The sequence below is a fragment of the Paraburkholderia sp. genome (assembly GCF_004298475.1).
Lineage (GTDB): Bacteria > Pseudomonadota > Gammaproteobacteria > Burkholderiales > Burkholderiaceae > Paraburkholderia > Paraburkholderia denitrificans.
This window is the reverse complement of record NZ_SCRP01000010.1, coordinates 65,359-78,858: the sequence shown is the minus strand read 5'-3', so window position 1 is coordinate 78,858 and position 13,500 is coordinate 65,359. Positions and strand designations below refer to the sequence as shown.

The window sequence follows — 13,500 nt, the reverse complement described above, 5'->3', positions numbered from 1 at the left end:
CTCATTAGTAGCCAGAAGCGCGCCACACACGCCATGAAACTCTTCACGAAAGGGCTGCTGTTGATCGCGATTCCGAGCGTCATCGAACTGGCGCTGCTCGCGGCCGTGTTCAATACGCAGGAGGCCGCATCAGTCGCGGCGCGCAGCGCGCAGAGCAGCAAGCAGATTCTGTGGCAGGCATCGAGTCTCGTCGATCCGCTCCTGCGCGAATCGGCGCGCGTGCGAACGGGCATCGTGCTCGGCGATCCGTCTTTCATCGACCGCCATGCGGTCTGGACCGAATTTGCCGACCGTATCGCGTTGCTCTCGCGCATGGTTGCCGACAACCCGGCGCAACTCGCGCGCGTCGATCACATGCGTGCGGCTGCCTACGCGTGGCGCGCGCAGGCGGCCGACGTCGCCGACGCATTGCGTGCGGGCCGCAGCATCGCGTGGGCGCGCACGGCGGGCGCGGCGATGCCGCCCGAGATCGAGACCGTGCGCGACGAACTGAAGGAATTCATCGACGAGGAGACGCGGCTCGATGCGTTGCGCAGCGCCTCGTCGAGCATGACGCGTGTGCGTCAGCAGGCCGCGCTGATTGTCGCCGTGGTGGGCTCGATGCTGATCTGGGCCGTGACCGCCATCGTGTTCGCGCGCAACGTGGGCGTGCGGCTCGCTGCGCTTCGCGACAACGCAGAGCGGCTCGGCAACGGCGTGCGGCTCGCACCGGCGCTCTCGGGCAATGACGAAATCGCCGCGCTCGATGCCGTGCTGCATCATACGAGCGCGCGCCTGCGTCTGGCCGATCGCGAGCAGGCCGCGCTCAAGCGGCAACTCGAAGCGCGCGCGGCCGATCTCGCGGGCGCGAACGAACATCTGCGCCAGGAGACCCAGGACAACGAGATGTTCATCTACAGCGTGTCGCACGATCTGCGCTCGCCGCTCGTGAACCTGCAGGGTTTTTCGAAGGAGCTGCAGGTTTCGTGCGACGAGCTGCGCGTGCAGATCGAATCGGCGGGGCTGCCGGAAACGGAGCATCGCCCGATGACCGAACTGCTCGACGGCGAGGTCAACGAATCGTTGCAATTCCTGCGCCAGGCGGTCGCGCGCGCGGCGGCGATCATCGACGCGCTGTTGCGCATCTCGCGCGCGGGCCGGCTCGAATACCGCTGGCAGCGTGTGAACATGGGCCGGCTTGTCGAGCGCGCCCGCGCAGCGGCCGGGGCGCTGCCCGACACCGCGCGCATCGACGCGCGGGATCTGCCGCCTGCCTGGGGCGATCCGGGTGCGCTCGAACAGATCTTCAGCAACCTGATCGGCAACGCGGTGCGCCACCTCGATCCGGCGCGGCCTGGCCGTATCGAGATCGGCGTGCTCGATGCCGCAGCGCAAGCCGATAATGCGCCGCAGGGCGCGCGGGCGCACACACGAACCTACTATGTGCGCGACAATGGCGTCGGTATTCCGTCAGCCTACGTGCCGAAACTCTTTCACGCATTTCAGCGCCTGCACGGCGACGACTCCGGCGGGCCGGGCATCGGCCTCGCGCTCGCGCGCCGCATTGCCGAGCGCCATGGCGGACGGATCTGGGTGGAATCGACGGAAGGCGCGGGCTCGACATTCTTCGTCGATTTGCCGGATCAGCCGCTGCGCGCTGCGTGATTGCGGAGAAGTGGTGAAGCAGCGGTAAAGAAGCGGGGCGTACCCGGTGTGCGCGATCGAATGCCGGTATCCGTTGGAGGCATGACATGACAGACGGGGAACGGGTCAGCATCGTGTTGATCGAGGACGACGACGGCCATGCGACGCTCGTCGAGCGCAATTTGCGGCGCTCCGGCGTCTCGAACGGCTTCGTGCGCTTTTCGGACGGTCAGCAGGCGCTCGATTACTTCTTCGGGGCGCCCGGCGCCGAAGCGGGCGGCGCGTCCGGCGTGCCCGGCGTTCCATCGCGCGACGATCTCGCGAATTTCGTCGTGTTGCTGGACCTGCGCATGCCGCGCGTCGACGGTTTCGAAGTGCTGCGCCGTCTAAAGGCCGATCCGGCCACGGCTTCCGTGCCGGTGATCGTGCTGACCACGACCGACGATCCGCGGGAAATCGAGCGCTGCTACGAACTGGGCTGTAACGTGTACATCACGAAGCCGGTCGAATACGACGCTTTCATCGAAGCTGTGCGGCGGCTCGGGTTTTTCCTGCAGGTCGTGAAGCTGCCGGCCGCGCACCGGTTTGCGCGCCCGTGATGTGCGCCCCTGAAGCGCGCGGGTGAAGCGTATCGCACTCACTCCGATCATCCCGTAATGCACACCGTGGCCAGGAGGCACGCTTCGCGCATGAATGACGACGGAACCCTGTTGGCAGGCGCGCATGTGCTGGTCGTCGACGACGACGACGGCATCCTGCGGCTTGCCCGCAAGTCGCTTGCACGCGCGGGCGCGCGCGTCGACACCTGCACGAGCGTGGGCGAGGCGAGCGCGCTGCTCACCTCGCGCACACCCGACGTGCTCGTGCTCGATTATCAGCTCGACGGCGCGGAGACCGGACTCGATTTTTTCCGCCGTCTGCGCGCGCAGAACGTGCGTGTGCCGGCGATCCTCGTGACCGGCTTTACCGACGAGTCGCGCGTCATCGCAGCGCTGCGCGCGGGCGTCTCGGATGTCGTGCCGAAATCCGGCGACTATCTCGACTATCTGCCCGAGGCGGTCGCCCGTGTGCTGGCGCAGGTCGCCCTGCAGCGCGCCTCGGACGAATCGCTGCTGCTGCGCGACCGCGAGGAGCACTACCGCACGCTCTCAGAGGCGCTGCCGCACCTCGTGCTCACCTGCCGCGCCGACGGCACCTGTGACTTCCTCTCGAAACAGTGGCTCGAATACACCGGGTTCGATACGCGTCAGTCGCCCGCGCTCGAATGGCTCGACGCCGTCCATCCCGAGGACCGCGAAGAAATCCGCCTCACGTGGCAGAAGGCCGTGGGCAGCGGTGCGACCGACTACCGGCACGAGCTGCGCATTCGCCGTCACGACGGCGCGTACCGCTGGTTCGACGTGCGCATCGTGGCGATGCGCGATCCGCGCGGCGGCGTGAACAAATGGTTCGGCAGTTGCACCGATGTGCACGCGCAGCGCGAATCGGCGGAAGATCGCGAGCGTTTGCTCGCCTCCGAGCAGGCGGCGCGCCAGAACGCGGAGGAGGCGAACCGCGCGAAGGATCGCTTTCTCGCCATGCTTTCGCACGAACTGCGCACGCCGCTTACGCCGGTGCTGGCCGGCACGCGGCTGCTCGAACAGATCGATGCGTTGCCGGAGGCCGCGCGCGCCGGCGTGCTGATGATCCGCCGCAACATCGAACTCGAAGCGCGCCTGATCGACGATCTGCTCGACCTCACCCGCGTGGCGAACGGCAAGCTGAGCCTCGCGCTCGACACGGTCAACGTGCACGAAGTGATCGACGCCGTGCTGGAACTCTTTCACAGCGAGATCCAGGTGAAGCAGCAGGACGTGCACGTCGATCTGCGCGCATGCCACCACTACGTGCGCGGCGACCGTGCCCGGCTGCAGCAGATGTTCTGGAATCTCGTGCGCAATGCGGCGAAGTTCACGCCGGACGGCGGCCATATCTACGTGCGCACGCGCGACGAGCGCACGCACGTTCAGATCGAAGTGGAGGATACGGGCATCGGCATCGCGGCCGAGCAGATCGGCAAGCTCTTTCGTGCGTTCGAGCAGGGTAGCCACAACATGACGCGGCAGTTCGGCGGTCTCGGGCTCGGGCTCGCGGTGACGAAGGCGCTGACCGAGGCGCACGGCGGCACCGTGGCCGCAAGAAGTCCAGGCGCGCATTGCGGGGCGACATTTACGATCGTGCTGCCGAGCGCGATGCCGGAGCCCGAAGTGGCGGCCCCGGCGCGTCAGACCGGGCCGCAACAGGCGGGCGTGCTCAACGTGCTGCTGATCGAAGACCACGAGGACACGGCCGAAGTGATGTCGCAACTGATCCGCGGACTCGGGCACGCGGTGGCCGTGGCGGGGAGCGTGGCCGACGCGCTGGCGTTCGCGAGCCGCACGCGCTTCGATCTCGTCGTGAGCGACATCGGCCTGCCGGACGGCACGGGCGTCGACTTCATCCACGCGTTCCGCCAGATTTCAGACGCGCCTGCGATTGCGCTCACGGGCTTCGGCACCGACGACGACGTGCGGCGCTGCCTCGATGCAGGTTTCACGGCGCATCTCACGAAGCCGGTCAACTTCGATCAGCTTGAACGCCTGATCGAGCAGACGAATGCGACGCGCGTGATGGCGCCTCCCGAGTCCTGAATTCGTCGCAATGCGCCGGCGGTGCGTCGCATCTTGTGGCGAGCGCAACAAAAAAACCGTGCGGCGTGACGCCTGCACGGTTTTTTTGGCGGCCGTCTCCGGACGGCTTCAGCGCGGACTGTTCTTCAGCGAATCGCGGATCTCGCGCAGCAGCAGCACGTCCTCGGGCGTGGGCGGCGGCTCGGCGGGCGCGGCTTCGTCTGGCCTGCGCAGCTTGTTGATGAACTTCACCATCAGAAAAATGATGAACGCGAGGATGATGAAGTTGATCAGCACGGTGATGAACGAGCCGAAGCCGAAGACGGCCACGCCTGCCGTCTGCAGATCCTTGTACGAATCCGGATTGCCCTTGTAGCTCGCGGGAATGTCGCCGAGCCGGATGAACTTGTTCGAGAAGTCGAGGCCGCCGGTGACCACGCCGATGACCGGCATGATGAGATCCTTCACGACCGAATTGACGATATTCGAGAATGCACCGCCGATGATCACGCCGACGGCAAGATCCATGACATTGCCTTTGACGGCGAATTCCTTGAATTCTTTGATGATGCTCATGGGCAGGCTCTCCGGGGAAGGGACGGAACACGGCGGTTCAATGCGCAATGATAGCGAACGCGCCCCTAATGCGATAGATATTTGACAATGCCTGGCCTTTCACTGCTTGTGCATCAGATTTATATGCGTTAAGTGCGCCTTTGCGTTCGGTGTGCGCCTTTGCGTCCTGAGCGCGCCTATGCGTCCCGACTGGACGCGTGCGTCGCAAGACCGCTCGATTCCCCTCGATTCCCCTCAAGTCGCCCGCGCCAGATGGCCGCTGAGGGTCGCCGGGTCGGTGTTGGTTCCGCACAGCAGGATGCCGACGCGCTTACCTCGTACCGTGTCGCGCAACGGGCCGAGCAGGCCCGCCGTGGCCGTCGCGCATGCGGGCTCGACCGCGAGCTTCAGTTCGTCGAAGAGCACGCGCATCGAGGCGCGCAGGTCGTCGTCGGAGACCGTGACGATGCGGTCGACGTGACGGCGGCACAGCTCGTAGCTGTACTGCTCGGTGTGCGGCGCCATCAGCGAGTCCGCGATCGAATGCATGTGGCTGATGTGCACCGTGTGGTTCGCGGCGAAGCTGCGGCTCATCGCGTCGGCGGTTTCGGGCTCGACGCCGTAGATGTGCACGCGCGGATTGGCGAGCCGCAGCGCGAGCGAGACGCCCGCAGCGAGACCGCCGCCGCCGATCGGCAGGATCACGGCGTCGAGATCGGGCGCCTGGGTCGCCCATTCGTAGCCGAGCGTCGCCGTGCCGAGCACCGTGCGGTAGCCGTTGAACGGATGCACGAAATAGCGGCCTTCCTCGGCTTCCACGCGCCGCACGATGTCGAAGGCTTCAGCGCTGCTGTTCGCCACCAGGATTTCGGCGCCGAAGCGCCGGCATTGCGCGATGCGCGCGGCGCTCGCGGTGCGAAACAGCACGACCTTCGCGCTGATGCCGAGCCGCATCGCCGCATACGACACGGCAATCGCGTGATTGCCGCCCGAGACGCAGGTGACGCCCGCGCTGCGCTGCGTGGCGTCGAGCGCGAGCAGATGCGTGAACGCGCCGCGCACCTTGAAGCTGCCGCTGGCCTGCAGCAGCTCGAACTTGAAGTTGATCAGCGTGCCTTCCAGCAAAAAAAAGTCGTGGCGGTCGAACACCGGCGTGCGCAGCACCCACGGCGTAAGCGTGAAGTGCTGCGAGGCGATGTCGTCGAGTGAGGGGATTGCTTCGCCGTCGATCGTGCGATCGGTCGGTAGCGGTATGCCTGTGGACATGGTGCGTGAGGAGTGGTGGGCGCCGCGTTACTGCGGCTGCGCTTCGCGGGACAGGCCGGGCAAGCGCTTGCGCAGGCAGCGTTCGCGTAGGGCGAGTGGGGCGGGCGAGATGGATGAAACAGCGAAAAAAGCCGCGGAAGGAAGGGGGTGCTGCGGGGCTTGCGCCGATTCGGCGGCGACGGACATGACGTGACTCCAGCGGGCTGGTGATGTCAATCTTACCTAAAAAGATCGTTCGGGCCAAAGCCGCGAACGCGCACGGTTCTGTGCTGCTGCAAATAACCGGACGATTCGCGCGAGCGGGTTTGTGCGGCGCACACAAAGCCACCCGCGAGCCACCCGCGCGCGCAGCGCGGGTAGTGCGGATGGTGCGGGTAGAGACGCGCTTCGCCTGCGTTCTAGCGCGCCGCCGCCCGCGCGGGCGCGCCGAGCGCGCGCAGCGTTTCCTTGACCGTCGCCACGCGCACCGCGAGATCCGGGCTGCGCGTTTCGATGCGCAGCTTGTCCTGCCCCGCGAGCTTGATGTGCTTGTGCTTCTGCACCATTTCGATGATCCGCATCGCGTCGATGGGCGGGTTCGGCACGAACTGCAGGCCGATCACCGCCTCGCCCGCGTCGATCTTCGTGATGCCGAGCGGCTTCGCGGCAAGCCGCAGCCGGTGCGTTTCGATGAGCGCGTGCGCCTGCGGCGGCATTTTGCCGAAGCGGTCGATCAGCTCTTCCTGGATGCCGTCGATGGAGTCGTCGTGTTCGCAGTTCGCGAGCCGCTTGTAGAGCGACAGGCGCTCCTGCACGTCGCCGCAATAGTCGGCGGGCAGGATGGCGGGCGCGTGCAGGTTGATTTCGGTCGTCGCGGCGAGCGGCGCGGTCAGATCCGGTTCGCGGCCTTCCTTGAGCGCCTTCACCGCGTCGTTGAGCATGTCGGTGTAAAGCTGGAAGCCGATTTCCTGAATCTCGCCCGACTGTTTGTCGCCGAGCACTTCGCCGGTGCCGCGAATTTCGAGGTCGTGCATCGCGAGATAGAAACCCGAGCCGAGTTCCTCCATCTGCTGGATCGCTTCGAGACGCCGCTGCGCCTGTTTCGTGAGGCCCTGCGGATCGTGCACGAGGAGGTAGGCATACGCCTGGTGATGCGAGCGGCCCACGCGCCCGCGCAACTGGTGCAATTGCGCGAGGCCGAACTTGTCGGAGCGGTGGATCAGGATGGTGTTCGAGGTCGGCACGTCGATGCCGGTCTCGATGATCGTCGTGCACAGCAGCACGTTCGCGCGCTGGGCCACGAAGTCGCGCATGACCGCTTCGAGTTCGCGCTCGTGCATCTGGCCGTGCGCGACCGTGATGCGCGCCTCGGGCACGAGTGCTTCGAGCATCGCGCGGCGGTTCTCGATCGTCTCGACTTCGTTGTGCAGGAAATAAACCTGGCCGCCGCGCTTCAGTTCGCGCAGCATGGCTTCGCGAATCACGCTGTCTTCCTCGCGGCGCACGAAGGTCTTGATCGCGAGCCGCTTTTGCGGCGCCGTGGCGATCACGGAAAAATCGCGCAGTCCTTCGAGCGCCATGCCGAGCGTGCGCGGGATCGGCGTCGCGGTCAGCGTGAGCACGTCGACTTCCGCGCGCAGCGCCTTCAGCGCTTCCTTCTGGCGCACGCCGAAGCGGTGTTCCTCGTCGATGATCACGAGCCCGAGCCGCTTGAACTGCACGTCCGACGAAAGCAGCTTGTGCGTGCCGATCACGACGTCGACGCTGCCGTCGTTGATCTGCTGGATCGCCGTGTTCACTTCCTTGCCGGTCTTGAAGCGCGAAAGCTCGGCGATGCGTACGGGCCAGTCGGCGAAGCGGTCGGTGAAGGTCTGGGTGTGCTGCTCGGCGAGCAGCGTGGTGGGCGAGAGGATCGCCACCTGCTTGCCGCCCATCACGGCGATGAAGGCCGCGCGCAGCGCCACCTCGGTCTTGCCGAAGCCCACGTCGCCGCACACGAGGCGGTCCATCGGCTTGCCGCTCGTCATGTCGCCGATCACGGCCGCGATGGCCGCCGCCTGATCGGGCGTTTCCTCGAAGCCGAAGCTCTCGGCGAACTTCACGTAGTCGCGCGGTTCGAGCTTGAACGCGTGGCCCTCGCGCGCGGCGCGCCGCGCGTAGAGGTTCAGCAGTTCGGCGGCGGTGTCGCGGATCTGCTGCGCAGCCTTGCGGCGCGCCTTTTCCCACTGGCCCGAGCCCAGTGCGTGCAGCGGCGCGTTATCCGGATCGGCGCCGCTGTAGCGCGAAATCACGTGCAGTTGCGACACGGGCACATAAAGCTTGCTGCTGCTCGCGTATTCGAGGTGCAGGAATTCCGTATCGCCTTCGCCGAGATCCATCGTCACGAGACCGTGATAGCGGCCGATGCCGTGCTGCGCGTGCACGACCGGATCGCCTACCTTCAGCTCGGACAGGTCGCGCACCATCGAATCGACGTTGCTCGCCTGTTCCTGGCGACGACGTCCGGCGCGGCGCGCGAGCGGCCCGTACAACTCGGATTCAGTGACGATGGCGAGCCCTTCGTTCGCCAGCGCGAAGCCGGTCGAGAGCGGCGCGACGCCCAGCACGAAGCGCTCTTCGGAGGTGAGCCAATCCTCGAAGCTGTCCGCCGAGGCAGGCCGCAGACGGTTCTCCGCGAGCAGTTGCGCGATCGTCTCGCGGCGGCCCGCGGATTCCACCGCGAACAGCACGCGGTTTTTCGTCGTGTCGAGATAGCCGCGCAGCGCGGCGAGCGGATCGTCTGCGTGGCGATTGATCGCAAGGTTCGGCAGCGCGTTTGCCCAGCCGCCCGAACTGGCCGCCGGCAGCGCGAGGCGCGCGAACGGCTTGGCGAGCGTGAAGAAATCGTCTTCCGTGAGGAAGAGGCGCTGCGGCTCCAGAATCGGCCGCTCGCGGTCGTGCGACAGGAAGTTGTAGCGCTGCTTCGTGTCGGCGCAGAAGCGGCGGATCGACGTGTCCAGATCGCCCGAAAACACGAGCTGCGCGTTGGCGGGCAGATAGTGGAACAGCGTTGCGGTCTCTTCGAAGAAGAGCGGCAGGTAATACTCGATGCCCGCCGACGGCACACCGTTGCCGATGTCCTTGTAGATCGTCGCGCGGCTCGGGTCGCCTTCGAACACCTCGCGCCAGCGGCTGCGAAATGCGGTGCGCGAGGCCTCGTCGAACGGGAACTCGCGGCCCGGCAGCATCCGCACGTCCTTCACCGGATAGAGGCTGCGCTGGCTGTCCGGATCGAAGGCGCGGATCGAATCGACCTGGTCGTCGAACAGGTCGAGACGGTACGGGAGCGTCGAGCCCATCGGGAACAGGTCGATCAGCGAGCCGCGCACGCAGTATTCGCCGGGGCGCACGACCTGGCTCACGTGCTCGTAGCCGGCCAGCGTCAATTGCGATTTGAGCCTGGCCTCGTCGAGCCGCTCGCCCTGCGCGAACGAGAACGTATAGCCCGCGAGGAACGACGCCGGGGGCATGCGGTAGAGCGCGGTCGTGGCCGGGACGAGCAGGATGTCACAGCGGCCTTCGCCGAGATCGTGCAGCGTGGCGAGCCGCTCGGAGACGAGATCCTGGTGCGGCGAAAACGTGTCGTAAGGCAGCGTCTCCCAGTCGGGCAGGAGGCGCACGCGCGCCTCGGGTGCGAAGAACGGGATTTCCTGGGCGAGCCGCTGCGCGTCGACGGCGCTGGCGCAGATCACGGCGACGAGCGGGGCGCTCGTGCGCGACGCTTCGCGGTACCGGGCGATCAGGAGCGCATCGGACGAGCCGTGCGTGCCGTCGAAGGCATAGCGCTGGCCCGGCTTGACGAGTGCGACGGGGGACGGAGACTGCGACGAAGCGGCGATATCGGACATAGGCAACAGGGTAACGTCTACAGCGGCCCGGACGTGAGTGCCGGTGACAGCCTCGGGGCGCGCAACCGCGCTGTTGCAGGCTTGCGCGTGGTTTTTCGGACTTTTGCGGGCGTTGGCCGTGCGGGCAAAGGACCTATTATAAAATCCGTCCTTTAATTTGACCCATGCCGATTGCACCACCGTGACCCCACGCCTGTTTGCCCTGATCCCATGCGCCGGTACCGGCAGCCGCTCCGGCTCGGCCATGCCGAAGCAGTATCGAATGGTCGCCGGCCGCGACCTCCTGCACTATACGCTTGCCGCGTTCGACGCCTGCGGCGAATTCGCACAGACGCTCGTCGTGATCGCGCCTGACGACGGCTACTTCGACGCGCGCCGTTTCGGCGGCCTGCGCTTCGCCGTGCGCCGCTGCGGCGGAGCCTCCCGCCAGGCGTCGGTCTTCAACGGTCTTGCCGCGCTGACCGAGTTCGGCGCGCGCGACGACGACTGGGTGCTCGTGCACGACGCGGCGCGCCCCGGCATCACGCCCGCGCTGATCCGCTCGCTCGTCGATGCGTTGAAGGACGACGACGTGGGCGGCATCATGGCGCTGCCGGTCGCCGACACGCTCAAGCGCGTGGCATCGGACGAAGAAGCGGGCGGCCCCGCGCCGCGCATCGCCCGCACCGAAGCGCGCGACGGACTCTGGCAGGCGCAGACGCCGCAGATGTTCCGCATCGGCATGCTGCGCACGGCCATCGAGCGCGCGCAGCAGGAAGGCCACGACCTCACCGACGAGGCGAGCGCAATCGAATGGCTCGGCCATTCGCCGCGTCTCGTGCAGGGCAGCCTGCGCAACTTCAAGGTGACGTACCCCGAAGACTTCGCGCTTGCCGAAGCGATTCTCAGCCAGCCGCCTGCGGCCTGAGCGTTGCATCGCGCGCCCGACAACCCAACCCGGAAATCTCCCATGGACATCAGAATCGGACAAGGCTACGACGTGCATGCGCTCGTGCCCGGACGCCCGCTCGTTATCGGCGGCGTGACGGTGCCGTACGAGCGCGGGCTGCTCGGCCACTCGGATGCCGACGTGCTCCTGCACGCGATCACCGACGCGCTGTTCGGCGCGGCCGCGCTCGGCGACATCGGCCGCCATTTTCCCGACACCGACAAGACCTTTTACGGGGCCAATAGCCGCGTGCTGCTGCGCGAGTGCCTGCGCCGCGTCGAGGAGGCGGGTTTTGCGCTCGTTAACGTCGACAGCACGGTCATCGCGCAGGCGCCGAAGCTCGCGCCGCACATCGAAGCCATGCGCGCGAATATCGCGCAAGATCTGAAGCTGCCGCTCGATCGCGTGAACGTGAAGGCCAAGACCAACGAAAAACTCGGCTATCTGGGCCGGGGCGAGGGCATCGAAGCGCAAGCCGCCGTGCTGCTCACGCGCGCTTAAGGTACATAAAGCGGTACGTAGAGCGGTACGTAGGGCGGCGCGTTAAGCAGTTCGTAAAGCAAATTGCGGCCGATGCGGCGCAAGCCGCGTACCTGCACCCGCGAACGGGCGATGATTGCATCTGCAATCATCGCCCGTGTTTTTCTTGCCGATAAATTTCTGTTTATTTCTGCCGATACTGGGTTCTTGTCGAGACTCGGGAAGGGCAATGACGGCGAACGAAAAGCATGTGAAAGGCCTTGACGGCCTGCGGGCGCTTGCAGTGGTGCTCGTGTTTCTCGCGCACAAGGCCCACGTCGAGGCAGTCGACGTGGGCAAGCTCGGCGTGTGGCTATTCTTTCTGATCAGCGGTTATCTGATCGTCGGCGAACTGCATCGCAACCGTCTGCGCATCGAGCAGCACACGGCGCGCAGAGACGCCGTGCTCTACGTGTTCTTCATCAAGCGCACGCTGCGCATCGTGCCGGTCTACTATCTGCTGCTGATCGCGCTGACCATCGCGCATGCACTGTTCTATCAGCGCGAGGTCGAGCTGGGTCTCGCATGGCATTTCGCATTCCTTTCCAATTACTGGATCGGCGTGGTTCACGACAAATGGCCGGGCACCGTTTCGCATTTCTGGAGTCTCGCGGTCGAGCAGCAGTTCTATCTCGCGGCGCCGTTCGCGCTGCTGTTCTCGCGTGCGTCCCGCCATCTCGCGATTTGCGCGGCGGCGATTGGCTGCGCCGCGCTGATCCATCTCGGGCTGTATCTGCATGGGGCGAGCGCACCGCTCGTCTATGCATTCTCGCCGTGGAATTTCGCGTTGATTGCGCTCGGCGGCGCGGTGGCGATTGCCGGGGCGCGCGTGCCCTCGGCGAACGGCAGTGTGAGCGCATGGTGGCTCGCAGCCGGCTTTGCGAGTCTCGCCGCATTCGCGGTGGGCCGCGCGGATTGCGCAGCGTGCGTCGCACAGCAGCATGCCGTGCTGCCGGGACTGCTCGATATCGGCCTTGCGCTCTCGTTATGTGCCGTGTTCGTGTGGATCGTGCGCAGCCAGGGCAATGCGCTCGTCGCCGCGCTCGACGCGCGTCCGCTGGCTTATCTCGGCACCATTAGCTACGGCTTCTATCTCTTTCACAATCTTGTGCCGTCGAAACTGGGCGAAGATCCCGCGCTCTACACGAGGCTCGGCTTGCCGCCTGCCGCCGATGCCATCCTGCCGCTCGTGCTGCAGTTCGCACTGGCGTTCGTGCTTGCGCTGCTGTCGTGGCAACTGCTCGAAAAGCGGGTGCTGGAGAGAAAGCGCGTGCTCCAGACCGCGATCGATCAGTGGCTGCCGGTGCATGCCGAGGCAGAGTCGGCGCGCTTGCGTGCATAGGGTCTAAAGCGTCGCGCCGCCGATGGGCCGGCCGCTCGGGCATAGCTCGCCGGTTTGCAGGGCGTCGAGCACGCGCAGGATTTCGTCGGGATTGCGCCCGATGTTCAGATGGTCGACGCTCACGTGCTGGATCACGTTGTCCGGATCGACGATGAAGGTGGCGCGCAGCGCCACGCCTTGCTCCTGGTCGCGCACGCCGAGCTGGTCGATCAACTCACCTTTCACGTCGCCGAACGAATAATGGTTCAGGCGGTCGAGTTCCGCATTTTCGCGGCGCCACGCGAGCTTGACGTATTCGTTGTCGCAGCTGCCGCCCATCAGTACGGCTTCGCGGTCCTCGAACGCTTTTTGCAGCCGCGCGAAGCCGACGATCTCGGTCGGGCAGACGAGCGTGAAGTCCTTCGGATAGAAGTAGATGATTTTCCATTTCGACGAGAACGTCCGCTCGGTAATGTCAAGAAACGCCGACTCGCCGTTTTCTTCCGGCTGGTTGAATCCGGGCTTCGCCGCGGTGACGGAGAAGGCTTCGAGTTTGTCGCCCACTGTCTTCATGCTGCCGCTCCAGGTGAGAGAGTGATCGGCTTGATCAAGACGATTGTGACAGCCGCAGCGCTCGCGCGGCACGACGATGTCGATGTGCCGCAGGCGTTGCGCGGGCGAGAGGGAAGCTGCTGATATGGCCGGGTGCGGCGAAGTGCTCTGTGCCGCTCGCTGTGCCGTGTGTTATGCCGCTTGTTGCACCGATTGTTGTGC

The 13,500-nt window shown here is 65.9% G+C and carries 10 protein-coding genes; 6 read left to right on the top strand and 4 right to left on the bottom strand.

The genetic code is table 11. The annotated features are described in order from the left end of the window. Positions 1–33: 33 nt before the first annotated feature. From EPN59_RS05700 to EPN59_RS05690, 3 genes are all read left to right on the top strand, one after another. Complete coding sequence (locus EPN59_RS05700) at positions 34–1,644, top strand: ATP-binding protein (RefSeq protein WP_293045682.1); 1,611 nt, start codon at positions 34–36, stop codon at positions 1,642–1,644. Positions 1,645–1,730: 86 nt separating this feature from the next. Continuing rightward, positions 1,731–2,222, top strand: coding sequence for a response regulator (locus EPN59_RS05695; RefSeq protein ID WP_293037483.1), 492 nt, complete (start codon positions 1,731–1,733; stop codon positions 2,220–2,222). A gap of 90 nt (positions 2,223–2,312) precedes the next feature. Continuing rightward, positions 2,313–4,292: a response regulator gene (locus tag EPN59_RS05690; RefSeq protein WP_293037480.1), complete on the top strand. Its 1,980-nt coding sequence runs from the start codon at positions 2,313–2,315 to the stop codon at positions 4,290–4,292. A gap of 108 nt (positions 4,293–4,400) precedes the next feature. Here EPN59_RS05690 and mscL read toward each other — a convergent pair whose 3' ends face one another. The 3 genes from mscL to mfd all read right to left on the bottom strand — a co-directional run bounded on the left by mscL (position 4,401) and on the right by mfd (position 9,958). Then, positions 4,401–4,847: a large conductance mechanosensitive channel protein MscL gene (gene mscL / locus EPN59_RS05685; RefSeq protein ID WP_293037477.1), complete on the bottom strand. Its 447-nt coding sequence runs from the start codon at positions 4,845–4,847 to the stop codon at positions 4,401–4,403. A gap of 234 nt (positions 4,848–5,081) precedes the next feature. Then, positions 5,082–6,092, bottom strand: a complete 1,011-nt coding sequence (locus EPN59_RS05680; RefSeq protein ID WP_293037474.1) for a threonine/serine dehydratase — start codon at positions 6,090–6,092, stop codon at positions 5,082–5,084. 398 nt (positions 6,093–6,490) lie between these two features. After that, positions 6,491–9,958, bottom strand: a complete 3,468-nt coding sequence (gene mfd / locus EPN59_RS05675) for a transcription-repair coupling factor (RefSeq protein WP_293037468.1) — start codon at positions 9,956–9,958, stop codon at positions 6,491–6,493. A gap of 181 nt (positions 9,959–10,139) precedes the next feature. Between mfd and ispD the strand changes: the two genes are divergently transcribed. The 3 genes from ispD (at position 10,140) to EPN59_RS05660 (ending at position 12,747) form a co-directional block, all read left to right on the top strand. Beyond that, positions 10,140–10,865, top strand: a complete 726-nt coding sequence (ispD, locus tag EPN59_RS05670) for a 2-C-methyl-D-erythritol 4-phosphate cytidylyltransferase (protein ID WP_293037465.1) — start codon at positions 10,140–10,142, stop codon at positions 10,863–10,865. Between the two features lie 42 nt (positions 10,866–10,907). Next, on the top strand, positions 10,908–11,387 hold the full coding sequence (gene ispF / locus EPN59_RS05665; protein WP_293037462.1) for a 2-C-methyl-D-erythritol 2,4-cyclodiphosphate synthase: 480 nt from the start codon (positions 10,908–10,910) through the stop codon (positions 11,385–11,387). Positions 11,388–11,595: 208 nt separating this feature from the next. Then, entirely contained in the window at positions 11,596–12,747 is a 1,152-nt protein-coding gene (locus EPN59_RS05660; RefSeq protein WP_293037459.1) for an acyltransferase, read from the top strand. Positions 12,748–12,750: 3 nt separating this feature from the next. Here EPN59_RS05660 and EPN59_RS05655 read toward each other — a convergent pair whose 3' ends face one another. Further along, positions 12,751–13,299 (bottom strand): peroxiredoxin, encoded by a 549-nt coding sequence (locus EPN59_RS05655; protein ID WP_293045679.1) that lies wholly within the window; start codon positions 13,297–13,299, stop codon positions 12,751–12,753. Between the last annotated feature and the right edge of the window lie 201 nt (positions 13,300–13,500).